The sequence below is a fragment of the Accumulibacter sp. genome (assembly GCF_031732815.1).
In the GTDB taxonomy this organism is placed as follows: domain Bacteria; phylum Pseudomonadota; class Gammaproteobacteria; order Burkholderiales; family Rhodocyclaceae; genus Accumulibacter.
Genome location: NZ_JAVMKF010000156.1, coordinates 1 through 25,832, shown reverse-complemented (window position 1 = coordinate 25,832; position 25,832 = coordinate 1). Strand labels below are relative to the sequence as shown.

Sequence of the window (25,832 nt, the reverse complement as noted above, 5' to 3'; positions counted from 1 at the left end):
TCGAAATCGGTGCCGGCGATAAAGAATTGTTCGATACCGGTAAAGGTGACCCGATTGCTCCCGGCCGTAATCTGTCCGTCGACGCCGTTGGCGGCAAGAGTCATTTGGATACCGGCGGTCGCGCCCGTATAGTCCACCTCCATACCGTCGAGTCCGGCGCCGCCGATGACTGTGTTGACGCCCAACAGGACGCTCATGAAATCGTTGCCGTCGCCGCCATCGAGGATGTTGTTGCCGCTGAAGCCAAAGATGACATCGTCGCCGTCAAGCCCCTGAATATAATCGTCCAAATCGGCACTGTCGACATCGCCATACAAGAAATCGTTGCCCGATGTGCCAAGCGTGATCGTTGCCATGAGATTTAGCTCCTTGTGATGAGGGAAAGCAGTTGAAAGTAAGTAGCGAGCGAGACGTGTCAGCCTGAATAATCCTGATCCTGTCCCCGATGAGACTTGAACGAATTGTTTTCTTGTCGCCGTTTCGATGCAAATAAAGAACTTCCGGCAAGCGTAAGACGAGAGGTCGCGCGGATGGGCGAAACCGGTTCCGTCGGAGAATTGAAGGCGAGCGCAGTCGGCTCAGTCCTCGTCATTCGGTAGAACATCGAAGAACTAGCAAGCTTCGCGCCATGCCCTGCCAGGTCGCGCCCCGTGGCCTGATACAATGCGCAAACAGCGATTTCGCAGGGTGCGGCCGGGGCAAGTCTTTGGGCAGGAATGGGGCTTATGGCTAAGCGGTATGGGACCATTGCCCCACCACCTGGGGCAAGGATGCCCGCTCAATCGTCGCGCTACGCCGTGCCCGTCGGTCAATCATCGGCGGCATTGAGCCGGCAATGATTGTCCCGCTGGATTAAAGCGCGGCGCAGCCGGTGAGCAATTGCGGGAAAGCGCACGGCTTGGCCAACGGTGAAGAGCGAAACGAAAAAACCGTGCGCCGCGCTCGCTCCCGCGCCGCATTTCGCGCAGCCTTTCTGCTACCCTGCGGCCTTGAGCCGTTGTCTTGCCGCGCGCAAGCCCTTCCTTTATCACCAGGAGAATAGCGATGAAAAGCAATACCGTTGTCTGGTTTGAAATCTACGTGCAGGACATGGAACGAGCCAAGCGCTTCTATGAAGCGGTACTTGCCGTCAAACTGGAGAAAATGCCCGCCCCGACGCCGGAAATGAATATGGAAATGTGGGGATTCCCTTCCGACGCAGCGACGGCACATACGTCCTACGGTGCATGCGGCATGCTGGTCAAGATGGAAGGCTTTCCCTCGGCGGGCGGCGGTACCTTGGTCTACTTCGGCTGTCAGGACTGTGCGGTCGAAGCCTCGCGCGTCAGCGCCAATGGCGGCATCGTCATCAAGGAAAAGATGTCGATCGGTCCGCACGGTTATATCGCCTTGGCGCGCGACACCGAAGGCAACATGATTGGCTTCCACTCGATGTAAGTCGTGCGAACCCTGCGCCAGGGATGAGGCCGGGTCACGCGCCGCCGCGATCCGGCCCAAGGCTGGGAGGGGAAAGAGGGTCAATTGGCGCTCCAGGGCTGGGACCACAAGCGGTGGGTCGTGGTCCTTCGTCGTCCGCTCACCTGCGAGAAGGTGGCACAGGCGGAGAGCGACCAGTTGATGCTGTCGTTCATCGAGGCCAAGCGAAACACTGGCATTCCACTGCCGACGAGGAGGCATTCGACATCTATCGCCGCCACCTGAGGCCGGATGGCTTCATCGCCGCGCACATCACCAACGCCTGTCTCAACCTCTACCCGTCGGTCAATCGCCAGTATTTCGACCCGGACGGCAGGCGGCGACTTCCGCCGCGGCGTGGCCAGCCCGCCCGGCCGCCGGGATCGATCGATCGATGTTCACCACGGATCGATCGATGTCTGGGATGGAACGATCGATCTCCGGGGTTGATCGATCGATGTTCCGCATTGATCGATCAACCTCCAGCATTGATCGATCGATGTTCGGGATTGATCGATCAACCTCCAGCATTGATCGATCGATGTTCGGGATCGATCGATCGACCTCCGGCATTGATCGATCGATGTTCGGGATTGATCGATCAACCTCCGGCATTGATCGATCGATCTGCGCGATTGATCTTCGCATGTCCGGAATCGATCGCCCCATCGCCGGAGTTGATCGATCGAGCGCATGGTTTCGGCCGTCAAGCCCGCCAAGGGCGGCGTTCTGCCACTGAGCGGGCCGCGGCGCCATCTTCGAGGAGCGTTTCGAGCGCTTCGCGCAGGCTGCCGGGATCGTCGAGCAGGGCGAGCAGCAGGGCGAGCGGCAGGCAGAGCAAGCACTGGCACGTCGCGCAGCGCGCTGCACCTGGGCGAGCCGACGTCAGCGCCGCCTGTCTTGCCGGCCCGGGGCCGCCGCTGTGCGAAATGGTCGATGCCGGGCAGGGCGAAGTCGATCGGCAAGCGCAAGCGGCACCGCCCTACGAATTCGATCCGCGCATCGCCGGGCAAAGGCCGCACAAGCACGATCCGATCGGCCTCGGCAAGAACCGCCCCCACCCTGGGTCGCCCCGGCGGCCTCGTCGGCCACGGTGGCGACCCAGGGTACAGGGGTTCTTGCATTATTGATAAGGCCGCAGCGTTTTGCCGACTGCAACGCGCTTTGAGTTCAAAACTCAGCACGGAAGTGAATGAATCAGTGTTTCCCTAGCGCCACCATCCGGTCAGGATCTGGAACATCGGTCGAGTAATCCGCACGCCAAGGTTTTCGCGCAGCTTGCCGTACGCATGCACCCCAACCGCTACGGGGTTGCCCGCAGCGTCGAGAGCAAACACGGGGCTACCGCTTTGACCTGGGATGGTATCGAGGCCGTAGGCGATCAGATTCGCATCGACGCGATGGATCGTGCTTTGGTCATACCACTGGGTGCCCCATCGCCGGTCTTCCGGATAGCCCGCCGTGTACACGGCGTGGTGCAGCAGCACAGCATCGTCCAGCGCCTGAAAGCCGAAATAGCCCAGCGACTGCCCCAGAGCCTGAGGCAGCCAGATGACGCCGATGTCCACTTCGGCTCTGCTCGTCTGCCGCCAGAGATCAAGGGTAGCAAAGCTCGTCGAGGTAAGGGAGCCCCACGGCGCTGTGTTCCCGTCGCGACCAGGGATGACCGTTACCGATGCTGCAGCGTAGCCATGGGCTGACGAGTACAGGTTATGCGCCGCGGTCAGCACGGTCGAAGGGCCAGCCAGCCAGCCGGTGCCGGCAAATTCGCGCCCCTGCGCGTCGGTCATCACCAGATGGCAGATCAGGCGCCAGGGCGGCTGGCGTAAATTGGGGGACGGCTGTCGATTGTCTTGACCAAGCACGTCCCGCGGGCGGAACTCTTCCATTGCGTCGATGCCGGAAAGTCGCGTTGGCGCGGGTGCCGATTCCTGGGCGAAGCGAATGGACTGCACATCCGGAAGGTGCGCCGGACGACTGCATTCTTGGTCCTCATGATTCATGGCTCGTTTTCCTATTGAATGGGCAAGCAGCCAGCGCATGCTGGCGGAGAAGGCGAAAGCGTGCCGCGGTGGGGCTCGCCGGGCTTAAGCTGCACCGCCGGCTGCCCGGCAGCGTTCGCCTTGGCCGCGGACTTATTGCTATTGTCTGGTCGTCGTCCGATTTCCCCAGCCAGCAGTGCGATGCCACGACCGCCGGGCGGGGGCGAGCTTCGCTCCTGCCTCAGGGCGTTCAGCTCATCGCGCAGACCCTTGAGTTCCTTGGCCATGTTGACTTCACTCTCGGCCAGCTTGACCGCGTCTGTGTTGTACCCGATGCGCAGTTGAATCAGGGTCGAGGTTGCGGCAAGAATCCCCCGATACACGTCGAGCGGCCATTCGACCAGGGCTAGGGCAGAACTGGGCTTCTTGTTCTCGGCACTCGTGATCTGACCGCTTTGCAGCACTACCTTGTGCTCGGTCTTGACGAAAGGAGCCCGCTCGAGCGGCAACACGATTGGCGGCCCCCCATTGGGAAGCTGCACGACGGTACTGCTGAAAAAGACGCCTTTGATGGCAAGGTCGATCTGATAAGGCTGCAGCGCTCGATGGCAGATGCCCAGTCCGCAGTCAGCCGACGGGTTGTCCGCGCCGTTCGTCCTGGGCGATTTCTGCCCCGTATGCAGTGCTGTTGCCTTGACCAGCACTACCGCGCCGTCACCTGTGCTCGTCCCCTTCAGTGCTTTCACCAGTTTGTCCGCAGTGTCGCATTTGACTACATCCGTTCTGTCCTTCTTGCAGCCTTCCTGCCACAGCAGCATGCGCTGAAACACGACCTCTTGCAGACGGGCGACCATCTCCTTGTTGCGCGATTTGATGGTGTCGTCCACTTCCCCGTCCGGATCGTACACGCCGCTGAAGAGGAGCGTTTCACCGGGTGAAAGCGCGCTGCCTTCCGGATGTGGAGCAGCGCCGGTCTTGAGCAGTTCCTTGAGCACGGCCAAGGTGTTGTCCGTACTGGTCGCCGTCACCCCGGTCAACAGGCCGGTCGCGCCATCGACTTCTATCTTGACTTCGTCACTGCTGAAGACGTTGCTCGGGTTGTGCGCGAAATAGCGCTGTGCCGGATCGCCGACCAGCTTGGCCGACTCCACGCGCAGCGTCAGGAGGCCGTCGGACTCGGCCAACTGTACCGGCAGCAGCGCTTTCGGTAGCATGTAAGCGACGCCGCGCCGTTGCATTGAGGCGGGCTCCGGCGTACTGCTGACGATCGCGCAGCCGCTCAAGCTGAAAACGACGGCCGCGGCCGCCAGGAAAGACGTTCGGTTCATAAGCATTCTCCCTTTTCCTTGCTGCGCAGACAGCCTGCCGGGCGATCCAAAAAGCGATTTCGGGTGTGTCGCCGCTTGCGACGGCGAACATGATGCTGCGGCTAGGCGGTCGGTCCTCATGGCTGCGGCGCCAGAACCAGGCCGGCCCCGACATCGAAAGGATCGATGCCCGCACCAAGGTCGTTGAAGCTTGCCTGACCGATGAGCTTGGCCGTCAAGTTCAGCGCGTTGAAACTGCCCACTTCGGCCAGACGTTCAGCCCACAGCGCTGCAACGCCGGCGACATGGGGGGCGGCCATGCTGGTACCGCTCATCGTGAGCAGGCCGCCAGCCAGCCCGGCCGATGCAATATCGACGCCCGGGCCGCAGATGTTGGCGCCGGTATTCGAAAAGTCTGCCACCGCCAGACCGGAATCGCTTCGTCCGACCGCGGCAACGGAAACGACTCCGTCGGCGACCGCCGGCGGCGCCACGGCGATTTCAAATCGTGGGTCTTGTCGGCGCCGACTTTCATTTCCCGCTGCCGCAATCAGGATCGACCGGTTGGCTTGGGCGCGGATCAAACTCGCCAGCCGCTCGAAAAGAAGGACGTTGGCCCGGTATCCCTCGAGTGCTCTGGACACGGCCAGTTCCTCGGGGAAACCGTCCCGTTCCCGCAGACGCCGAGCAAGGCCTGGAAAGTCCATTCCGAGTGACATCGAGATGATATGAGCCCCGTTGTCCACAGCCCACAATATGGCATTGACAATCTGCTTGCTGGAGCCGCCGCCGCTACCGAGCACCTTGCCGATCAAGGCTTTCGAGACGCCATGGGCAACTCCGATACGGGTACCCGCGACGGACCGTCCGAATATCGTACCGGCGCAATGGGTGCCGTGCCCGTGCTGGTCGGTATCGGCCTCGTTCGTAAAATTGCGCTGGATCAGCGTCACTCCCTGAAAAGCCGGATGATCGGCCTGAATGCCGGTATCCAGGACGGCGACGACGATTCCCTTTCCAGTGCACCGGGAAGTGTCTGCTCTTACGGCCTTCACTCCCCACGCCACATCTCCCGCTTCGCCGGCGACAGTAGCGCGCCGGAGCACCGGCTCGACCAGCTTCATCGGCATCACCGGCGCCACGGCAAGCACATCGGCGTCGCGCGTAACGAGGGGTATGTCGCGTCGGTTGAGATCTTCCATCTCGACGCGGACATCGGTCGGCGTCGGAGCGCCTAAGGCTGCCGGGTTGGCAAAGACATCGCGCGTCGCCAGATGCGAACTGCGCAGGACCAAATACTCGGATTTCATCAGAATCTCCCCAAAGTTGGGTGAGCGGTCCACGGAGAAGCCTCCGACTGCCTTTGGCGTTCGCCGTCGAGCCGACCAATTGTGACAACAGGTTCACGGATGCCCGACCAATCGCGGGCGGCGAGCCGATGAGTCTGCTGCCGACCGACGAAAAAGCAATTAGCTCAATCCCTCAAGCGGCGCAGAATATGGCGCAAGGCGAACGCCCTGGGAAGCGACCACCGTTAATGACGGGCATTAGCAGGTCGCTCCACGCTTTTTGCTAATTGCCTTCATTAGCCGACAGTGCTTGCCATGCACCCGGTGTCCTGGGCGATCATGGCACTCTGCGCAGGAGGTTAACGTGGAGCAATGGCGGCTTTGTTGGGAAGATGACTTTCAGGGCAGCGCGCTTGCTGATCACTGGATCGGTGGACACGCCAACAGCAGTCGCGAAGGCCGCATAGCGGTCAACAGCGGCCTGCACATAGCGTTCGTAGCGGGGCAGGAGTACGCCTCCTGTGGTGTCGTGACGCGCCAGCCCGTGATTGGCGATCTCGACGTGCGCGTACAGTTCTCTGTCGATAGTCCAAGTCAAGGCAGTACGCTGGAACTTGCTGCGCTGTCGATCGACCCTCCGCGAAATTCGGGTTTAGACCAGGATCAGGCTGATCGCTACACGCGTAGTCGGGTGTACGATGTGCATGGAGCACCGCCCTACGTCAGCAGCGAGTTCGATGAGAACGACGGCTGGCGAATTGCCTGGAATCGAGGCTCGGCGCAGACGCTGGTCGATGCGCAGGGCAGGCCGATGTCGGACAATCACTTCAATCGCTACGGCAAGAGCATCCAGCCTCCGCCCGCGGGCCCGGTCTGCGGCTGGTTGCGTTTGCTGCGCCGAGGCCCGCATTGGACCGCCTATCGACTGAACCTGGACGACGGCGCCTGGCAGCAAACAGGTGAGGTTCTGCACATGAACCTTCCCGACCCCGTGTTCCTTCGTTTGGCCGCCAAGCATTGGGTCAAGGAAGGCAACCCGGCGCCGGCGAAGCAAATCGTTTTTCAGCGCTTTGAATTACGGCTTCCCTCGCCAACCGGGCAGCCACCCGGCAACGAAACGAAGACGGCCCCGCCCGTGGCGAACACGGCGCCACTTGCACCCGAGGCTCCGCCAGAAGTACGGCTGATGCAAGATGTGCGTGCGTGTCGAGAGTGCGACATATTCAGCCGCACTTCGCCGTATGGCCCTTTCCTGCGCGTGCGGAGAAGCCCGCCCGCTCCCGGCGACGATCCGGAGAACGCCGCAGTAAGGGAGATGGCGATGATATGCGACTTCGGACAGAGCGAACCGGCGGCTTTGTACGGCTGTCGCAAAGCGCCGGTGATGCTGATCGGTATCAACCCAAACCTGCCCAACCATTTCATCATCCCGCGGACGACTGCTGACCTGGAGCACTGGCGTAGCGGGTCGTATCGTGTACTCCGCTTTCATCCGACTGACGCCGACTATGCTAAAGCCTGCCGCCACGCACCCGAAGCGCCTCTGGAAATCGCCGATGAAGCAGCGCTCGAGGACCTCTTGCGGAGTGACCTGACGATGCTGGTAGCGCCGCAAAACGGTCGCATCGTCGGCAGTGACGAAGGCCCCGAAGGTTCGCAACGCGAGCCTGAACGCCGCCATGCTCGATTGCTGCTGGAAATGGCCGATGGCACGCGCTCGGCGTATGAATGGCCGCCGAAGCAGAACGAGATCTGGGGATCTGAGGAAAATCTGGCCATCGTGCGCGGCCGCTTCGCCGCGGGTGAGGTCGTCTCCGGCTTCATTGATCGCTCCGTCATCGGCCGCGAAGTCCGCGTGCGAACCGGCCGCGAGGACCGCTATTACGGCAACGCCAAGCGGCTGCTGGCTGCTGTGGGTACGCATCTGAATGCCTCGCTGGTTCTGGGCGAAGACATGTCTTTGCACGATGTCGTGGCGTGTGCCAGCCCCGGCTGGGATGCGAAGTGGAAGCTACCGTTGTCGTCAATCACTGCTAACTGCGTGGGCAAGAACCGTTGGCTGCATCGGCAGATCGAGCAGAGCGACCCGAAAGTGCTCCTGATCACCAGCAGAACCGCACTTGGCCTGTTCGCCGACAGCGCTCTCGGTAGACTGTCGACGCCGCTTTCCCAGTTGCCGGAAAAGGGTGGTGGGCGGGAGGGCTTGTTCTTCCGCGTCGCCACCGAGGGGCTGTGGTGGGAGAGAGAAGTCGCTGGAGTGCTGGTAAGAACCCGCATCGTGCTGGCGCCACACCTCTCGTACAATGACAATCTTATCCCGCACAGCTACTTCACCCAAGAAAAATGGCTTGAGTTTCAAGGCATTAACCCCGATGCGGCAGACTGGCTCAGCGCCCAAGTGCGCGCGGAATCGAACCGTCCGGTCGTGGTGCCGGTTGTTTTCGGCGAGGGCGACGTGATGGTTTGCCTTGACTCGAATCAACTTTGGACGGCGCTGAGCGAGCGCTATCCAGATGCGGAAGCAGCGCTTCGCGCGCTTTGGATCGACCCGCTCAACCTGATTTCCGGTGCGATTGCCTCTGAACTCACGCGGCTTGGCGTTGGTCAGACCGCGGGTGCTCGCTTGACGCGCAACGCCGGGCCGTGTACGTTCTGTCGCAACCGCTGGTGGACGATCGGCGATGGCTGTGACTACGGCAAACCCAGCGAGTGATACCGAAGGGTGGGTCTACTGGCCAGAGGTCATCCGAACCTGAGTTGCGCAGTCTAGGAGGGGGGGACAAGACATGGGGTGGACCGCGAGTGACTTTGAGCGACTCGATCCGCGGCTTTTTCGATCGTTCCTGGCCGTAGTCAAGACGCAAAGCTTTACCGGTGCAGCGGCAGCAGCTTCCCTGACGCAGGGAGCCGTCAGTCAGCAAGTGGCAAGACTTGAGGAGCGCATCGGCGTACAACTGTTCGTCCGTGTTGGAAACAAGGTATTGACGACGCCTGCCGGCCAGTTGCTGACCGAATATGCGCGGGCCTATATGGAACATGCCACGCATTTTCTGGAACAGATCAACGAGGACTTTGAGTCTTTGCGCGGCACTGTCCGTTACGCAATGCCTGAAAGTTGCATTCACTCTCCGCATTTCAGCCGTCTGCTCGACAGACGCAAGTCGCATTCGGAGATCGTCCTGGCGATTGATCTCAAGCCGTCCGCCGGCGTTCTGGCGGACTTGATGAATGGCGACATCGACTTTGGGTTCGTGAGCCAGGAGGTCAGCCAAGCGGCCGTCGTAAGTTACCCGTTCTGTTTCGAGGAGTATGTCCTGCTCCAATCGGCCGACGACGAAGCACTCACCTGTCCGGTCACGCTGGACGATTTGTTGGCGCTACCAATGGTCGTCTACCCGAGCATGCTGGATTGCCTCAACCGGTGGATCGCGGTTTACCTGGCGGAGTCTGATCCCGTCAACCTGTTGGCCTTGCGAGTCACCGGAGAGTTCAACGACATGCGTGGCGCTTTGGCAATGGTCGAAGGCTGTCTCGGATGTACGGTGATGCCGCGTCATGTCGCCGCCCCCGCCTTGGCGCAAGGTCGCCTACGGGAAATCATCCCGGCCCATCACGAAGGCGCCGCCTCCTTGGCTCAGCAGACGGTCTGGATCGTCCGCTTGAAGGAACGCCACATGCCGGCGAGAGTCAGGCGCGTGATCCAGTGGTTTCTGAAATGCACAGCGAACTTCGGCCCGTGCCCGAGGAGTTGCTGCGATGAAGGAGCAAGGGGGCATCCGCGTTTGGCGCGGCTGGCGGAAAGAGACGGTTGCTTGGGACAAGTTTATTCGCCATCTGGCAACGATCTTCATTCCGGCAACCTGGCAGGTCATGGGCCGGCTCGGCCTTCGTCTTTACGTCCCGAGCGTGCTGGCCGAGAGCAAACCAGAAGGCCTGCCGGACGAGGTGGCTTTGCTCTTCTATCCGAGTCAGTCAGCGTACCTGGCGGCACGTTCCAGGAGTGCGGCCGGTCGGGCTTATGGCTTGCTGCACGAGGCAGTGTTCGCCTTCACGCCGGAGCGGAGATCGACGTCGACGACAGCGGTAAGCTGGTCGCCGGGTCAGCCCGCTCCTTTGCAGGACCAGCCCTTCCACCGCCAAGCGACGGGAAACGGCTGCCGTTTCTGCGAAGCACAACGGGTCGTGTTTCTTGCGTTATCGCATCAACAGGCGCCCTCGGCAATGCCGGGAGCACTGTTTGCCGTGCTCGGCCAGTGTTGCGACGAAGCGGTCGTCTACAGCGAAAACGCATTCACTCTGGCTTGGCTTGCGGTAAGAAACGCGGGCGAGTTCGATCGCGGAATGCTGGCCGCCGAACTCGCCAGTCGTTTACCCGCCAGCACGCTCGTTGCCGTGCACGCTGCAGAGAGGATGCAATTCCAGGTGGACTACTTCGCCGAGTTCGACGGCCTTGCGCTGCAATCTGATCAGACCCTTTTCTTCCTTCCCGCTGACCGTATTCCGGAGGGCATCAGCGCCAGAGCCTCGGCACTCGAATAGCCTGGTTTCCTTCGTCATTGGGCGTACAAGAAGGAGGATTGGCTGCGTCAGTTCCTGCCGCTGAAGAACGGCGTCGCGTCCGAGAAGACGTTCCTGAGGATCTTCCGGGCGCTGGAACCGAAGCCATTCGAGGTGGCTTTCCGCCGCTGGGTTGCTGAGGTGGTCGGGAGCCTCGCTGGCGGCATCGCGGTCGATGGCAAGAATCTGCGCGGGTCGGGCAGCGGCGGTGAGAGCGCCATTCACATGGTCAGTGCCTTCGCCACGGAACCGGGCGTTGTTCTCGGCCAGGAAAAGGTCGCCGCCAAGAGTAACGAGATCACCGCCATCCCGGAACTGCTCCAGGCGCTGCAGATCAAGGGCTTGCTGGTCACCCTTGACGCCATGGGGTGCCCGAGGAACATTGCCCGTCAGATCACCGACCAGGGCGGCGACTACCTGCTCGCGGTCAAAGGGAATCAAGCGGCGCTGCTGGAAGGCATCCAGACTGATTTGATGGATCAATACCAATCGGAAGCCGTCGACCGCCAGCGCCAGGTTCATCAGTCCCGTGGTCGGGTCGTCGGCCAGATCGCCTCGGTCCTGCCCGCAAGAGGAACCGTTGACCGGGCCGATTGGCCCGCGTGCAAAACGATCGGTCTGGTCGACGCCTTGCGCAAGGCCGGCGACGAAGAGTCGAACTTCGAGCGGCGCTATTACATCAGCGCTCGCGAGTTGACCGCCGAACAACTTGCCGTCGCTGTGCGCGGCCATTGGGCCGTGGAAAATCGGCTTCACGGGGTGCTCGAGGTCAGCTTCGGCGAGGATGCCGGCACCCTACGTAAGGACACTGCCCTGCAGAATCTTTCCCTGCTGAAGAAGATCGTTCTCAGATGGCCAGGTGAGCACATCGGCCAGTTCTTCGAGCAGCGCCATGCTGATGTAGAGCTGAATGCTGGAGCGCTGGCTGATGGCGGCCAGCAAGTGATGCGGCGGGCCGCGCCACAGCAGCGCAGACAACACCACGTAATGCCGGCGCGATGGCCAGCAGGCGAAGGTGACCTGCAAATGCCACGCATCCCCGACAGAGGTGGCCCCGGAAATTCGATCAGCGTATCGCCTGGTAAAGGCCGCACGAGGACGATCCGATCGGCCTCGGCAAGAACCGCTTGCACGCCGGGTTGCCGCAGCGGCCTCATCGGCCGCAGCGGCGACCCAGGGTCGTCCTGGTGCGGCGACTCCGGTATGGGTGATGGCGGAAACGGATCGAAGCGCGCGTCAGGAGCTGTCGTTGTCAGGGACGCGCAGCCGTCGCGCGGCGGCTCGCGCGAGTACGCCAACAATCGGCAGCTTGGCGTACAACTCGCCGGCAGCGTCCCAGTAGTCACGGTGCAGGAGCACGCGGCCGTCGGGCGCGAAACGCAGGTGTGTCGTGCCGGCGATGCGGTGCTCGCCGCCGCCGAGCAGCCGGCTACGAAAACGCAATTCCCAGCGGAGCATCGCTTCGTCGACCGGCGTGTCGCCGCTGGCGGCAAAGCGGCCGGTGACGACGAAACGCGGCGAATCGAGGCGCTCGAACATGTCGGCGAAGATGCGCGCGATTGGCCGCTGTCCGACGACGTCGTTGAACGGGTCCACAAAGCGCGCGGCGTCGTCGTAGAACTCGGACAAGCGGTCGAGCGTTGCCGGGGTCAGCGACTGGTAGAAGGCGACCAGCGCGTCCAGGTGTGCAGCAGCAATGGTCATCGCGGCTTCTTCCGGGCGATGTGGGCGAATAGCGGCATCGACAGAGCGTAAGGCAGCATGGCGGCGATCTTGAGCAGGCGGGTGAAGCGCGTCGGGAAATGAATCTCGAAGCGACCGCTGGCGAAGCCGCGCACGATGGCCTCGGCGGCTGCTTCCGGTGGCATCAGCGCAGGCATTTCGAAATCGTTTTGCGCGGTCAGCCTGGTGGCGACGAAGCCGGGATTGATCGCCCAGACGCCAAGGCCCTGCGGCGCGAGATCAAGGTACAGACACTCGGCGAAGCGGATCAGTGCAGCCTTCGAAGGACTGTAGGCGAGCGCTTGTGGGAGCCCGGTGTAGCCGGCCACGCTGGCCACCAGGGCGATACCCGAGGCAGGCGCGGGCGTGGCAAGCAGGCGCGGGGCCAGACGTAGCGACCATTCGACGGCGGCGGCGTAATTCACCGCCAGCATGCGCCGCGCCGCCGGCAGCGCCGTTTCGCCTTGCCGGGCGTCGAGCGGCTGGTAATCGCCGGCGAGGTAGACGCCGACCGAGGGCAAGGGCAATTCGCCCGAGTCGAAACGCGCGAAGGCAGCATCGAGCGCCGCGCTGTCCGTCGCGTCGAGCGCCAGCGTGCAATGTCCGGGTCCAAGCGCACGGGCGAGATCGGCGAGTGCCGATGCGTTGCGCGCCGACAGCACGAGCTTTGCGCCACGCGCTGCGAGCGCGTGCGCCAGCGCCTCACCGATGCCGGCCGAGGCGCCGAGCAGCCAGACGCGACGGTTCGTCCAGTCGGCGATGCGCGGGTTGCCGCGCGGGATCGCGGCAGGCGGTCCGGGGGGCACGCTCAGCGCCTGCGGAAAGAGAGGCTTACTTCACCCAGTTCGAATCCCCACTTCGACATCGTTGCCCGGTTGATCATCGTTTGCTCGTCGATGAGAAACATCCAGTCGTCGAAGTGTACGTGCCAGGTGCGGCCGTCGACCGGCAGCGCCAGCACGTATTTCCAGTGCAGCGCGTTACCGGCGACTTCGCCGGTGGCCTGGCCGACGACGTCATCGGCGTGGCCGAGGTAGCTGCCGTTGGCCTGCCGGGTGAGCGTCCACACGCGCTGGCTCTTGCTGCCGTCGGACCACGAGAAATGCTCGTCGAGGACGCCGGTGTCGCCTTGCCATTTGGCGTCGATCACGACGTGGAAGCGCTTCACGACTTCGCCCGAGCGCTTCTGAAACATTCCCCACCCGTCAATGGTGCCGTTGAAGTAGGTGCGCAGGTCGAGCGCAGGCGCCTCGGCGCGGTACTGTTCGACCGCTACGCCGGTACAGCCGGCAAGCGCCAACGGCACCAGGACGGCAGCCAAGACGGGCGCCAGGGCTGCGCGGAGTCGCCGGATCGGTCGGCATCGGCGGGCAAGGGTTGGCGTGGGGTCGGCGATGGCGGTGATGACGTTCATCAGGGGATTCCTTCAGGAGGCGGTCGCCGAAGGCGCGTCACGACGCATCCGGCGATGCCAGCGGCTAAGGAGAAGTGCAGCGGCGAGCTTGCCGGCAAGTGGCAGCCCGCCGTAAAGCAGCGCCAGCGCGCCCGGTTCGACGCCCGGCCGGTAGCCGCTCCACTCGAGCAGCGGCAGCGCAATGCCGGCGGCAAGCGCCAGGTTGAGCTTGGCGACGAGGTTCCACACGCCAAAGGCGCTGCCGCTATCGAGACCCGGCGCGGGCGCGCCTTCGCGGCGAGCCGGCTGCGTGCCGGCGGTGTCCGGGCGCTCGCTGATCTGGGCAAGGTAGGCGGCCGGCAACGCCAGGTCGGCGCCAAGCGCAAAGCCGGAGAGGACGCAGATGGCGCCGAAAGCGGCGAGCTCGCCGGCGCCGAGGAAGGGCGCCAGGGCAAACGCCGCGCAGGCAAGCAGCATGCCGTCGCGCCAGGCCGGAAGGTGTCCACGGCGTGCCGCGTAGCGCACCCAGAACGGCAGGCCGATGAGGCCGGCGGCAAAATAGGCAGTCAGGAAGACTCCTGACCACGCTTCGGCGTGCAGAACGTCGGCGATGAAGAACAGCACCAGCGTTGCCGGCAGGGCCGAAGCGACACCGCTGACGGCAAAAACGAGCAGCAGCCGCCGGAATTCCGCTACGCGGCCCGCGGCGGCCAGTCTTTGCCAGAGGGCTGCCGGGCGATGGCCGCCAGCCGGCAGCCGTTCTTGCCGCGTCGCCTCCTCCAGGCGGCGGCCGCTGGCCAGGCTGAGCACGGCGGCCACGCCGAGAAGCAAGGGGAAGCCCCAGGACAGCCGCGCGAGCCCAACTTCGAAGCTTGGCGAGAGCAGCCCCGGCAAGGCAGCGGCGAGGAGTACGCCGACCAGTCCCCAGCCTTCACGCGCCGCGGTCAGCCGCGTGCGCGTCGTCAGGTCGCCACCGATGTCGGCTCCCCAGGCGCAGTAGGCAACGTTGAGCAGGCTGAACGAGAGGTAGGTAACGGTCAGCGCGCCGGCCAGCCAGGGCAGCCCGGCACCGGCTGGCGGGTTGAACAGCGCGAGCATGCCGACGGCGAACGGAGCGAGGGCGGCGAGCATCGAAACGCGGCGCCAGCCAGGCCGGTCGGAAAGGGCTCCCAGCCAGGGGTCGACGAAGGCGTCGGCGAGTCGCGCCGCGAAAAGGACGCCGCCGAGCAGTAGGAGCGGGATGCCCACCGCATCGCCATACAGGCGCGGCAGGTGGACGTAGATCGGCAACGCGGCGAACGCCAGCGGCAATCCCAGCAAGCCGTAGCCGCCGACCGTCCATGCGCTGGCCCGCTTGCCGGTTGCGGCTGGTCGCGGCATCGCGGCGGCCGGCTTGGCCACGGTCGGTGCGCTGATCATCGCGAGGCGCCCGTTCCGTTTGGCAGTCCGAAGAGCTGCGCGCGCAGCTCGGGATCGCGTGTTTTCGGGTCGAGCCAGATGCCGAAGAAGCGGCGGGCAAACTCCGCGTCCGCCACTTCGCCGGTGGTTGCGCCCTGGTGCAGAAAAACGGCGCCGCGGCCCGGCTGGTGCAGGCCGGTAATCACCTCGCCGGCCTTCACGTCGGGAAATACGCGGGCAAGGTCGTCCTTCCAGCGTGCGAGCTGTGCCTCGGTTGCGCCCAGACGGTGCATTTCGCGCAGGCTGGCCTCGACCAGCGTGTCGCCGGAGAAGTCGCGGACGTAGCGCAGCGTCAGCGCGTGCGGTGCGGCCAACACGGCAGCGTCGCTTGGCGCCACGCCGGCGGTCCACAGCGTCGCCCGGTAGAGGCGCAGGCCGAGGAAAGTGGTTTCCCCGCTGCCACGGCGCTGCCAGTCCACGCCGGGCGGCAACAGGCGTGCTTCGCTGGCGCTCGGGCGCTGGCTGGTGCTTGCGCCAGCGCTGGCCGTTGCCGGCGCTCCGGCGATCGACAGCGCGACGAGCAGGCCGAGGAAAGGGGCGCGCGGCAGGGTCATCAGGCGTGCTGGAGCCGGTACTGCACAACGTCGGTCGACCCGGTCGCAAAGCCGGCCTGGCAGTACGACAGGTAGAAGTTCCACAGCCGGCAGAAGCGTTCGTCGAAACCCTGCGCGGCAATTGCATCCCAGCGGGCGTTGAAGTTCTCCTGCCAGCGGGCCAGCGTCCGCGCGTAGTCGGAGCCGAAGGCGAGCGACTGATCGATGGCCAGCCCGGCGCGCCCGGCCTGCGTGGAAAAAGCGGCCGGCGACGGCAGCATGCCGCCAGGGAAGACGTAGCGCTGGATGAAGTCGGTGCCGCGCCGGTAGTTGGCGAACAGGTGGTCGGCGATGACGATCGTCTGCACGAGCGCTCGCCCGTGTGGCTTCAGGCAGCGCGCGAGCGTACGAAAATATGCCGGCCACCATGCCTCGCCGACCGCCTCGAACATCTCGATCGAGACGATGTGATCGAACGGAGCGTAGCGGGCGGCGACGTCGCGGTAGTCACAAAGCAGCAGCTCGACGCGCTCGTCGAGTCCGAGCGCGGTCATGCGCTGGCGGGCAAACGCCAGTTGCGCGGGCGACAGGGTGATCCCGGTGACTCTTGCGCCGGCCTCGCGCGCGGCGACCTCGGCGAAACCGCCCCAGCCGCAACCGATCTCGAGCACTCGCTCGCCTGCCCGGATGTCGAGACTGCGTACGATGCGACGGTACTTGGCAAGCTGTGCGTCTTCCAGAGTCGCCGCGCTGTCGGCGAAAAGCGCGCTTGAGTAGCTCATCGTCGGGTCGAGCCATTGCTGGTAAAACTCGTTGCCCAGGTCGTAGTGGGCGGTGACGTTGCGGCGACTGCCGCGGCGGCTGTTGGCGTTGCAGGCGTGCCGGACGCGCTCGGCGAGCAGAGGCAACCAGCGCCCGTACAGCGCGCGGCGAAGCGCGTCACGGTTGCGGTTGAGCAAGGTAAGCAGGCCCGAGAGGTCGTTGCTGTGCCAGCGGCCATCGAGGAAGCTCTCGCCAAAGCCGATGTCGCCGCGGGCAATGATTTCCGTGAACACCGTCCGGTCATGCACGGCAAGGACGATCTCGCGTTCGCTGGTGGCAGGCAGGCCGTGGCGTGAGGCCGCACCGTCCGGCAGGATCAGCGTTACCTGTCCACCCGACAAGGTGTCCAGTAGCTGGCCAATCTGTCGTGCCGCGCGCGTCTCGCGTGCGGACGGCGAGGCCGCACGCACGGTTGCCGCGAAACAGCCGACGGCAGCCTCCAGCGGTGATGGAAGGGAGCGAGAGGCGAGCGTGTTCATGAAGAGGTCTCCTCGAGCGGGGGAACTGGTTTTCGGAAGAAGGTCACGCGTTTGCCGAAATACAGCCTGGCTGCTTGCCAGTGGATGCGAGCGATGACGCCGACGGTAAACAACGGGCGGGTGATCACGGCGAGCGCAACGGTGCGGGAAGTGAGCGGACGCGGCGAGCCGGCAATTGCCGTGCGCAACAGGTCCCCGTCAGCGTCGGCGTAATCGATGTGCACCGTTGGCCGGGCGGCGGCGAGGGCAAAGCGGAAGACGTAGTGACCGCGCACCGGGAAGAACGGTGAGACGTGGAAAACCTTGTCGCGCGCGAAGCAGTCGCCGTCGACGATGGGCCGACCATCCGCGTGTGCCAGCAGGTAGTTGTGGTGCTCGCCAAAGGTGTTATTCACTTCGGCCAGGATGGCAGTCACCCGCCCGTCGCCACGGCAGGCGTACCAGAAGCTGACCGGGTTGAAGACATAGCCGAGCATGCGCGGGAAGGTCTGTAGCCAGACGGCGGTGATTTCGGCCGCGCGCGCCTCTCCGAGCGTGCAGGCGACCAGTTGACGCAGCCAGGGCAGGAGCGGTGATCCATCGCGCGCGCCGTGATCGCGTTCGTGAAACGACACCAGCGCCGCCCGGTTCACCCCGAAACCCGGGCAGTTGGCCGCGGCGAGCGCGTGCAGCGGCAGCACGCAGTACAGTACCGGGTAGGCGAAATGGTGGCGCACCGGCCGCAGGCGGGCGTGAAAGACCTTGCCACACAGCAGCAGCGGCTGAGTTCCCGCCGTGCCGAAGAAGGGAACGCAAGCTGTGCCGTCCGATGCGCTGGCGGGTGTGGCCATTGCCTTCATCAGGCCGCCTTGCCGATCATAGCGTGCTTTGCCGCGGCTGCTCCCGGCAGCGGGCCCAGCGTTTGCCACGGCGCGCGGCACCCCAGGGTGTTGGCGACGCGCATGGCCGACTTGAGCCCGTCTTCGTGGAAGCCGTAGCCGGTCCAGGCGCCGCAGAACCACACGCCGCCGTGTCCCTGGATGCTGTCAAGGCACTGCTGGGCGGCGATCGCCGGTTCGTCGAAGATCGGGTGGGAGTAGTCGAAGGTGCCGAGAATGGTCTGCGGAGCGATTGGACGCTGCGGGTTGAGCGTCACCACTACGGGTGTCGATACCGGCAGCGGCTGCAGCTTGTTGATCAGGTACGAGACGCTGACCGGGCGGTCGCTCGGCGAAGTCGCGTGTGCCTCGCCGAGGGGCAGTTCAGCGAGGTAGTTCCACGCTGACCAGAGCTTTTGCTCGCGCGGCAGTTGCGCTGCGTCGGTGTGCAGAATGGCGCGGTTCGGCTGGTAGCGCACAGCGCGCAGCAGCTCGCGCTCGGCCGGCGAAGCAAGCTCCCCGAGCAAGGCGAGAGCCTGGTCGCTGTGACAGGCGAGCACCACCTCGTCGAACACCTGGCGTTGCTCCCTGGTCTCGACTTCGACGCCATTGCGCCGGCGAAGTACCGACCGCACGCTGCATCCGGTACTCACGCGCGCAATGCGGGCCAGCATCTTGCGCACGTATTCGCGCCCGCCGCCGCACACGGTGCGCCATTGGGGCCGGTCGTCGAGCTGGAGCAGGCCGTGATTGCGGCAAAAGCGGGTGAAGGTGGCAAACGGGTAGTCGAGCATCTGGCCCGTCGGGCACGACCAGATTGCCGCCGCCATGGGCAGCAGATACCAGTCGCGGAACGCGCTCGAGTAGCGATGCTCCTCAAGGTAGTGGCCCAGGCTTGGGCCTGCCTGTTCAGGATTTGCCTCGAGCCAGCGCGTGCTTGCCTGGTTGAAGCGCACGATGTCGGCCAGCATGCGCCAGAAGTCGGCGCGCAGCAGGTTGCGACGTTGGCCGAAGAGGGTGGACAGGCTGGTGCCTGCCCACTCGAGGTCAGGTTGCCGCAGGCTGACCGAAAAGGACATCTCGCTGGCCACCGAGCGGACGCCGAGCGCATCGAACAGCGCGCAAAGGTTGGGATAGGTGCGCTCGTTGAATACGAGGAACCCGGTGTCGACCGGAAAAATCCTTCGATCAACCTCGACGTCGACGGTATTGGTGTGTCCGCCGACCCACTCGCCGGCCTCGAAAAGCGTCACGTGATGGCGTTGCGATAGAAGCCAGGCGGCCGAGAGGCCGGCAATGCCGGATCCAACGACCGCGATGAATTTTGCGGGGGTGTCCATCGGCTGTTCTCGTGTGTACAATATATGTCCTAGACAAAAGGCATGATGCGAGTTAGAATAGGCTCTCATCGCGTCTTTGTCAATGGTTTGTCTTGGACAAATTGGAAAATGTGAACTGCTCGGGATTGCCGATTGCGGTCGTCGAACGGGACACCGGTATCGGCAAGGATACGCTGCGCGTCTGGGAGCGCCGCTACGGTTTCCCGCGCCCGTACCGCGACGCGTCTGGCGACCGCCTTTACCCGGTCGACCAGGTGGAACGGCTGCGACTGATCCGGCGTCTGCTTGATCTCGGGTATCGACCGGGCCGCCTGGTCGGAGCGGAGGATGCCGACCTGGCGCAACTTGCGCTCGCGGCGGGCAGTGCGCTGCCAGCAGTCGCCGAGCTGCGCCAGGACGGCGACAGCCTCGCTGCGCGCGTCGTCGACAGCATCCTTTCCCACGATGTCGAAGCGCTTCGCCGCCTGCTGTCGATGGCGCTGATGCAGGACGGTGTCGAGCGATTTGTCCTGGATACCGTTCCCGCGATGAACGTGGCGGTCGGCGAGGCCTGGAGCCGCGGCGAGCTGATGGTCTTCGAGGAGCACCTGTACACCGAACTGTTGCAGAAACAGTTGCGGCAGGCGATCGCCAGTCTGCCCGCCGGGACGCGGCGGCCATGCATTGTGCTGACCACCGCTCCTGATGAGCAGCACGCGCTGGGGCTGCTGCTGCTCGAAGCGCTGCTTACTCTGCACGGAGCGGCCTGCATCTCGCTTGGCACGCAGACACCGATCACGGACACGGTGGCAGCGGTCCGCGCGCATCATGCAGACGTTGTTGCTCTGTCTTTTTCCGCGGCCTTTCCGACGCGACAGTTGACCGGGGTACTCTCGAGCCTGCGCGCGGCGTTGCCGCCGACGGTCGCTCTCTGGGCAGGTGGCAGTGGGGCGCAGAAGCTTGCGGGAGCCAGACGTTCGGTGGTGCCGGACGTCGACTTCGGCGTCGAGCTTGCGGATGCGCTCGTGCTGCTGTCGCGCTGGAACGAAAGCAACCAGGCGCAGCCAGCCTCGGCGCCGACGATGCAGTGATGTGACGAGGCGGGAAGGAAAGCGCACCCTTGCGCGGCTGGCGTGGATTTGCCGCCGGGCGACCCGCGCGGAGAAGAGCCTCATGACCTGCGAGCGTTGTTTGCTGTTCTCCTGATAGACCTTGAATCGCCGCTCATAGCGGGAATTCTCCGGCTTGAACTGATAAGCCGCGCGTCCCCAGCTTGATCGATGCCCGCTCGCCCGAGATAGCCGGTCATCCGGCATTCCCGAAAACCGACCGCCGGATACGACTGCGTCGGTTAATCGACCTTCCACCGTGCGACCAGCGCAACTGGCAGTGCGGCGAGCTACGCTGGCGCGCCGATCGACTGGCGGGACGCGTGGGTAGCGAAACGCTGCCTGGTGGACGGTGTATCGCGATCGTCGACGAAGCGGGTCGCATGGTGCTGGCGTGCGTGACCTCCTGCAGCACCCGCATGGTGCCGACGACTCTGCCAGCGACTGAAGTACGACGGCGCGCGTGCCGCAGGCAGAGGAGGCAGAGGATATTGCGCCGCAAACTGTATTGCCCCACAGTTTTCGGCGTAGCGAGTTCTCAACCCGAATCCCCATGGCTGCCGCCTGCGCACCCGCTCGCGCAGCCGTCGATCGGCATCGCCGGCGCGAACGTACCGTGCTCTGTCGCAGCGTGCAGACGCAGCTCGCCACCGGGCTCGAACGCTCCTGCGATAGCCGGCAGCGCGTATCCGGCCCAGCTCATGGCGAACGCGAGTTCCGGAGGTATCTCGAATGCAGGACACTGGCCCATGGTTTTGCCCGCGCTCGATGCAGCGATTGTGCTCACGACTTCCGCATCGCCTGGTCGTGCAAGGGTCGCGGGGTCTGTCCCGCGTGCACAGCCCGGCGAATGGTCGACACCGCTGCCCAGCTTGCCGACCACGTCTTTCCGCGACTGCCGGTCCGCCAGTGGGTACGGTTGGTTCCCAAGCGCCGGCGAGATGCGCATCATCGCCTTCATCACCCACGCGTGCGCCTGCGCGAGATGCTCCCGCACCTGGCGAGCCGACGTCACCGTCGCCTGTTACGCAGGCCCGGGGTCCTCCGCTGTGGGAAATGGCCGATGCCGAGCAGGGCGAATTCGACCCGCAAGCATCACCGGCAGCGCGCTACGAATTCGCTCAGCGCATCGCCTGGTCAACGCCGCACGACGACGATCCGCTCGGCGTCGGCAAGAACCGCTTGCACGCTGGGTTGCCGGCCTCGTCGGCCACGGCGGCAACCCAGGGCCATCCTCGTGCTGCGACTCCGGCGAGGTTTACACGCTTCGTCGGCGCACTGTCTCCGAGTCGAGACTGCTCTCACGGCCCGTCAGAGCCTGGAACACTTCCGGAAGGGGCGGCGAATCTCGTATCCATTCCTGTCCGTCATTTCCGGAACTAAATCAAGGTGGACAACACGGCAGGTGGGTGCTAGGCTTACTCAGGCTGTTCGTCAAGTTGGCACACTATCTGGTTGGCCAGGCTACCCAGAGAAAATGTACGGTATGGAATGATCCTTACCTTGGACGTTTACGGCACCCTGGTTGCCGCCTCGCTGGTCCTGCTCATGGGCCGGAAGCTGGTGGCCAGCGTGCGGCCACTGCGGGTTTACAGCATCCCGGAGCCGGTAGCCGGCGGGCTGCTGGTAGCGCTTGGCATGCTTGCACTGCATACCGCCACCGCGGTCGAACTGCATTTCGACAGCAGTCTGTCGGCACCGCTGATGTTGACCTTTTTCGCCTGTATCGGCCTCAATGCTGACCTGTCGAGTCTGCGTCGCGGAGGTGCCAAGCTTGCGTTGTTCCTTGGGGTGGTACTCGGCCTGCTGGTCGTGCAGAATACCCTGGGACTATTACTGGCCAAGGTGTTGGGAATCAGCCCGTTGTTTGGCCTTTTGGCGGGCTCCATTTCGTTGGCGGGCGGACATGGTACGGCAGCGGCATGGAGTAAGGTGTTTAGCGAGAAATACGGCCTCGATCATGCAGCCGAGGTGGGCCTGGCGTGCGCTACATTTGGCCTGATTCTGGGTGGATTGATCGGCGGGCCGCTGGCCAATCATCTGACTAAACGAGTTACCCTCCCGGACCGTTCCACGACAGGCACTGAACCTGGCCTATTTGAACAGCCCGACAATATTCGACTGATCACCGCTCCGGCGATGATCGAGACGCTGGCGCTGATCGCTGTTTGCCTGCTGGGCGGGCAGCAGATTGCCGCGCTCTTGCGCGATAGTGCGCTGGAACTTCCGGCTTTCGTCTGCACCTTGTTTGTCGGTGTGCTGCTCCGCAATGGCCTTGGCCATATCGGACTCTATCAGGTATTCGAGCGTGCAGTATCGGTGATGGGCAACGTTGCGTTAGCCCTGTTCCTCTCTACCGCATTGATGGCTTTGCGGCTCTGGGAATTGGCGGCGCTGGCTTTGCCGTTGTTGATTGTGCTCGCCAGCCAAACCGCACTGATGCTGCTTTACGCACGTTTTATCACGTTCCGCGTCATGGGTGGCAATTATGACGCAGCGGTTATGGCGGCGGGACACTGCGGCTTTGGTCTCGGCGCCACACCGACTGCCATTGCCAACATGCAGTCCGTAACCGATCGGCACGGGCCCTCTCATCTTGCCTTCCTGGTCGTGCCGGTTGTGGGCGCCTTCTTTATCGACATCGCTAACGCTAGCGTCATCAAGCTCTATCTTGGACTGCCCATTTTTGGTGGATAGCACTATCGCCAACATTTTTTTGCTTCGTTGCCCCAACTGTCAGGTAATTGTTTACACCCTCTTAAGAAAAGCTGCCAACGTGAGGATTTGTAGGTTATAGTTGCGCAACTTGCAGACGACCTGACAGACGCAGCAGGATGCACCTGAGCAAACATGACCTGTCCCAGATGAACGACGAGTGGCTGAAGAAGCTGCCGGCGGAGCTTGTGCTGGAAGTGTCGAAGCGGCTGTTGCACGACGTGAAGGAGTTGCAGGATCGGCTGAATCAGAACCCGGACAGCAGCTCGCGTCCGCCGACCAGACAACCGCCCTGGGCGAAGACGGGTGGCTCGGAGGAACAGAATGGCGCGGCGGACGAGCGGGACAGGGCCGACCTCGCCGCGCAGACGGCTGGAAGCGCTACCGAAGAGACGGAACAGGCTTCACTGGTTGATGGCCAGCGGTCATTGGCCAAGAAGGGGTCTGGGAAGCGGCCCGGCAAGCAGCCGGGCAGTCCGGGTCATGGTCGCATTCAGAAACTGGTGATCACCGCCCGGTGCGAGCACCGGCCCGAGATCTGCGCCGCTTGTGCGGCAGCGCTGTCGGCGGATGCGGTGTCGCGGGCTTGCACGGCTTGGGACGAAGTTGACATTGCACCGCCGGTCGAGGGCCTGATCGGGCTGACGTTCAGTGTTACCCGTCACACGCTGCTTGAAGTGAGCGGCTCCTGCGGGCATGTCAGCCGTGCGCAAGCTTGGCGGGCGCCGGCCGACGGGCAATGGGAGAAGGTTGAGCTCGGGGAATGGCGACTGGCGGGTCCCCGGCTGGCCGGGGTGATCGTTCTGCTGGCGCTGCGCACGCGCCTGTCGCGGGCGGGCATTCGCGAATTGCTGATGGAACTGTTCGGTTTGACGCTGACTACCGGCGTCATCGACGAAGCCATCCGGGAAGCGGGCCGCGCCAGTCTGCCGCTGGAGGACGCCTTGGTGGCCGACATCGTGCAGGCCGCGCAACTGCATGTCGATGAAACCTCGTGGCCGGAGTCCGGCGTGCTGCTGTGGCTGTGGGCACTGGTCACCACCCACACGACGCTGTTCCTGATCGGCCCGCGCAGCCGGGAAATGCTGGAGAACGCCCTGCAGGACGGCTTTGCCGGCCTGCTCATCAGCGATGGCTACGGCGTCTATCGCGCCTGGCCAAACCGCTTGCGTTGCTGGCCGCACCTGCTGCGCAAACTGAGAGGGCTGGCCGAATCGAGCGAGGCGCGATTCTCCGGGGTAGGGCAAGCGATGGAAGGCCTCATGAAAACGCTGATGGCCGCCATCTACGCGGCGCGCATCGGTCCGCCCGCGGAAGGACTCCCGGCCCGCTACGCGAACGAGATCGTGCGACTGCGGCACCTGTGCGAAGCCCATCGGATGGATGACCACTCGGTGGTGCGCAGTGTCGTGCGCGAATTCCTCTACGACTGCGACGTGATCCTGCGTCCCGTCGCCGAGCCCCGCCTGCCGCTTTCCAACAACGCCGCGGAACAGGCGCTGCGGCACTGGGGGATTTCGCGCAGTATCAGCCACGGCACACGCTCTGAAGAGCGATCACGCGCCTTCGCTTTCCTCGCCAGCCTTATCGAAACCTGTCGCCATCGCGCAGCATCCGCCTGGCAGTCCCTCGGCACCGTCATCGCCGCCGCTCGCAAAGGCTTGCAGCTCCCCACGATCCCCCAGATCCCGGCAACCGTGCAGGGGAGTGCGTGATTAGACGGGTCATGTTTGATGTTTGACAAATGATAACGAATGATAGCAACTTCAAGAAATGGATAACAAAATGATCAGATGGGCTTTTGTTGCAATCTTGTTTGCGTGCTCGATCTTTGAATCGACGGCACAAGTCAACCTCAGCGCTGATCGAGATCAGCGGTTGGCCAAGTGGAATGAATTCAACAATGGTTCGATGGACGCTTTACTGGCGGTTCAAGAAGAGCTGATACGACAACAGGCCATTGCTAATCTCCTGCCATTATTGGCAAGTGGCGTCAAAGATGCTCAGCCATACTGGAAGCCTGGGGCGCCTGAATATGAGGAGGCAAGAGCAGTATTACTCAGAACACTGAAGCCAATTTTCGCCGAGCAACTTTCTGGCATTTATTCACTAGCCGCCACGTATTCCCCTGACTACAGATCGTTCACAGATATGGAGATAGACAGTCTCTACACATTTGCTAATACCTACCCGAAGGAGCGGTGGGCCACAATGAATAACTGTGGTGTCGCGCTAATAATGGTATTAGCATCCGCACAAACAAGTAAATCAGCGTCACGGTCGGTAGTTGATAGCTGGATCAAGAAGCTGATGCCCAATCCAAACGACTGCAATCCAACGCAGAAGGAGGCCGAAATGCTAGAGGCATTCTCCCAGACAAGCGCTTATCAAAAACACGCGCAAGCCACTGCCCGGGGGTTAGCACGGCTGACAGCACCACAATTTAGTGAACCGTTTTTGAACGCGGTTAAGAAAGCAGTTGCCGACCGCTTTCAGAGCGAGGTTCTTCCGGAACTGATACCCGTTCTACGAAAACTTGAAGTTCGTATTGCATCTGAGTCTTTTTCGTCTCAAAACTAGCTGTCGCTGAATGTGATGTTACCTGCGCCTTAACCCATACGCTTACACACAAGTCTCTGTTTCAGCGTCCGCCAGACTTTCGGACGTTTCTAAGCGCTTGATTTCAAGGAAGGGCTTTGAGTGTTAACGGCTTCCGTTTCGCCTCACCCATCGCAACCGCTCACGCCCCCCTGCCTTCTTGCCTCTGGTCCCCGGCAAGTTGTTGATTCGTAGAGCACGACCGTGTTGGTGGCAAGGGGGTGTGAACGGTTACAC

At 63.3% G+C, this 25,832-nt stretch carries 23 protein-coding genes and 2 pseudogenes; 10 read left to right on the top strand and 15 right to left on the bottom strand.

Going from position 1 to position 25,832, the window contains the following annotated elements; genetic code table 11:
- On the bottom strand, positions 1-356 hold a 356-nt coding region (locus RKP46_RS10630), incomplete at its 3' end, for a calcium-binding protein (RefSeq protein ID WP_409194127.1).
- A gap of 688 nt (positions 357-1,044) precedes the next feature.
- Here RKP46_RS10630 and RKP46_RS10625 point away from each other — a divergent pair.
- Positions 1,045-1,437 carry a VOC family protein gene (locus tag RKP46_RS10625; RefSeq protein ID WP_311106617.1) on the top strand — a complete coding sequence of 131 codons (393 nt, stop codon included), beginning with the start codon at positions 1,045-1,047 and terminating at the stop codon, positions 1,435-1,437.
- A 324-nt stretch (positions 1,438-1,761) separates the two neighbouring features.
- Here RKP46_RS10625 and RKP46_RS10620 read toward each other — a convergent pair whose 3' ends face one another.
- The 4 genes from RKP46_RS10620 to RKP46_RS10605 form a co-directional block, all read right to left on the bottom strand.
- Positions 1,762-2,211 (bottom strand): hypothetical protein, encoded by a 450-nt coding sequence (locus tag RKP46_RS10620; protein ID WP_311106616.1) that lies wholly within the window; start codon positions 2,209-2,211, stop codon positions 1,762-1,764.
- A gap of 452 nt (positions 2,212-2,663) precedes the next feature.
- Positions 2,664-3,458 (bottom strand): trypsin-like peptidase domain-containing protein, encoded by a 795-nt coding sequence (locus RKP46_RS10615; RefSeq protein ID WP_311106615.1) that lies wholly within the window; start codon positions 3,456-3,458, stop codon positions 2,664-2,666.
- Between the two features lie 11 nt (positions 3,459-3,469).
- On the bottom strand, positions 3,470-4,765 hold the full coding sequence (locus tag RKP46_RS10610; protein ID WP_311106614.1) for a hypothetical protein: 1,296 nt from the start codon (positions 4,763-4,765) through the stop codon (positions 3,470-3,472).
- Positions 4,766-4,881: 116 nt separating this feature from the next.
- Entirely contained in the window at positions 4,882-5,799 is a 918-nt protein-coding gene (locus RKP46_RS10605; protein ID WP_311106619.1) for a S8 family serine peptidase, read from the bottom strand.
- Here RKP46_RS10605 and RKP46_RS10600 point away from each other — a divergent pair.
- A complete protein-coding gene (locus RKP46_RS10600) occupies positions 5,713-5,982 on the top strand; it encodes a hypothetical protein (protein ID WP_311106620.1) in 270 nt (89 codons plus the stop codon). The two genes, RKP46_RS10605 and RKP46_RS10600, sit on opposite strands and share 87 nt — an antisense overlap.
- 388 nt (positions 5,983-6,370) lie before the next feature.
- Here the strand turns inward: RKP46_RS10600 and RKP46_RS10595 are convergent, their stop codons facing one another.
- A complete protein-coding gene (locus tag RKP46_RS10595; RefSeq protein ID WP_311106613.1) occupies positions 6,371-6,631 on the bottom strand; it encodes a hypothetical protein in 261 nt (86 codons plus the stop codon).
- A 285-nt stretch (positions 6,632-6,916) separates the two neighbouring features.
- Here RKP46_RS10595 and RKP46_RS10590 point away from each other — a divergent pair, with 285 nt between their 5' ends.
- The 3 genes and pseudogenes from RKP46_RS10590 to RKP46_RS10580 all read left to right on the top strand — a co-directional run.
- Positions 6,917-8,746: a hypothetical protein gene (locus RKP46_RS10590; RefSeq protein WP_311106612.1), complete on the top strand. Its 1,830-nt coding sequence runs from the start codon at positions 6,917-6,919 to the stop codon at positions 8,744-8,746.
- 73 nt (positions 8,747-8,819) lie between these two features.
- Positions 8,820-10,499, top strand: a complete 1,680-nt coding sequence (locus tag RKP46_RS10585; protein WP_311106611.1) for a LysR family transcriptional regulator — start codon at positions 8,820-8,822, stop codon at positions 10,497-10,499.
- 91 nt (positions 10,500-10,590) lie between these two features.
- Positions 10,591-11,439, top strand: a pseudogene (locus tag RKP46_RS10580) (ISAs1 family transposase); the annotation flags it as partial.
- Here RKP46_RS10580 and RKP46_RS10575 read toward each other — a convergent pair.
- The 9 genes from RKP46_RS10575 to RKP46_RS10535 all read right to left on the bottom strand — a co-directional run bounded on the left by RKP46_RS10575 (position 11,386) and on the right by RKP46_RS10535 (position 19,194).
- Positions 11,386-11,616, bottom strand: coding sequence for a hypothetical protein (locus tag RKP46_RS10575; protein ID WP_311106610.1), 231 nt, complete (start codon positions 11,614-11,616; stop codon positions 11,386-11,388). The pseudogene RKP46_RS10580 and the gene RKP46_RS10575 sit on opposite strands and share 54 nt — an antisense overlap.
- Positions 11,617-11,826: 210 nt before the next feature.
- The gene (locus RKP46_RS10570; protein WP_311106609.1) at positions 11,827-12,294 is read right to left on the bottom strand and encodes a nuclear transport factor 2 family protein; all 468 of its coding nucleotides are present in this window, start codon (positions 12,292-12,294) and stop codon (positions 11,827-11,829) included.
- Positions 12,291-13,118, bottom strand: coding sequence for an SDR family NAD(P)-dependent oxidoreductase (locus RKP46_RS10565; protein WP_311106608.1), 828 nt, complete (start codon positions 13,116-13,118; stop codon positions 12,291-12,293). Before RKP46_RS10565 ends, RKP46_RS10570 begins: the two co-directional genes overlap by 4 nt.
- Before the next feature lie 2 nt (positions 13,119-13,120).
- Entirely contained in the window at positions 13,121-13,726 is a 606-nt protein-coding gene (locus tag RKP46_RS10560) for a DUF3833 domain-containing protein (protein ID WP_311106607.1), read from the bottom strand.
- Positions 13,727-13,738: 12 nt separating this feature from the next.
- On the bottom strand, positions 13,739-15,124 hold the full coding sequence (locus RKP46_RS10555; RefSeq protein WP_311106606.1) for an MFS transporter: 1,386 nt from the start codon (positions 15,122-15,124) through the stop codon (positions 13,739-13,741).
- The gene (locus tag RKP46_RS10550; RefSeq protein ID WP_311106605.1) at positions 15,121-15,717 is read right to left on the bottom strand and encodes a chalcone isomerase family protein; all 597 of its coding nucleotides are present in this window, start codon (positions 15,715-15,717) and stop codon (positions 15,121-15,123) included. Before RKP46_RS10550 ends, RKP46_RS10555 begins: the two co-directional genes overlap by 4 nt.
- On the bottom strand, positions 15,717-16,997 hold the full coding sequence (locus RKP46_RS10545) for a cyclopropane-fatty-acyl-phospholipid synthase family protein (protein ID WP_311106604.1): 1,281 nt from the start codon (positions 16,995-16,997) through the stop codon (positions 15,717-15,719). The genes RKP46_RS10550 and RKP46_RS10545 overlap by 1 nt, the downstream gene beginning before the upstream one ends.
- Positions 16,994-17,836 carry a DUF1365 domain-containing protein gene (locus RKP46_RS10540; protein ID WP_311106603.1) on the bottom strand — a complete coding sequence of 281 codons (843 nt, stop codon included), beginning with the start codon at positions 17,834-17,836 and terminating at the stop codon, positions 16,994-16,996. Before RKP46_RS10540 ends, RKP46_RS10545 begins: the two co-directional genes overlap by 4 nt.
- Positions 17,836-19,194, bottom strand: a complete 1,359-nt coding sequence (locus RKP46_RS10535) for an FAD-dependent oxidoreductase (RefSeq protein ID WP_311106602.1) — start codon at positions 19,192-19,194, stop codon at positions 17,836-17,838. The genes RKP46_RS10540 and RKP46_RS10535 overlap by 1 nt, the downstream gene beginning before the upstream one ends.
- 110 nt (positions 19,195-19,304) lie before the next feature.
- On the opposite strand from RKP46_RS10535, the gene RKP46_RS10530 reads away from it, so the two are divergent.
- From RKP46_RS10530 to RKP46_RS10510, 5 genes and pseudogenes are all read left to right on the top strand, one after another.
- The gene (locus RKP46_RS10530; protein ID WP_311106601.1) at positions 19,305-20,264 is read left to right on the top strand and encodes a MerR family transcriptional regulator; all 960 of its coding nucleotides are present in this window, start codon (positions 19,305-19,307) and stop codon (positions 20,262-20,264) included.
- A gap of 733 nt (positions 20,265-20,997) precedes the next feature.
- Positions 20,998-21,222, top strand: a pseudogene (locus RKP46_RS10525) (transposase zinc-binding domain-containing protein); the annotation flags it as partial.
- Positions 21,223-21,776: 554 nt separating this feature from the next.
- On the top strand, positions 21,777-22,979 hold the full coding sequence (gltS, locus tag RKP46_RS10520) for a sodium/glutamate symporter (RefSeq protein WP_311106618.1): 1,203 nt from the start codon (positions 21,777-21,779) through the stop codon (positions 22,977-22,979).
- A gap of 137 nt (positions 22,980-23,116) precedes the next feature.
- Entirely contained in the window at positions 23,117-24,712 is a 1,596-nt protein-coding gene (locus tag RKP46_RS10515; RefSeq protein ID WP_311106600.1) for a transposase, read from the top strand.
- A gap of 58 nt (positions 24,713-24,770) precedes the next feature.
- Positions 24,771-25,577, top strand: a complete 807-nt coding sequence (locus RKP46_RS10510; RefSeq protein WP_311106599.1) for a hypothetical protein — start codon at positions 24,771-24,773, stop codon at positions 25,575-25,577.
- The last annotated feature ends 255 nt before the right edge of the window (positions 25,578-25,832 follow it).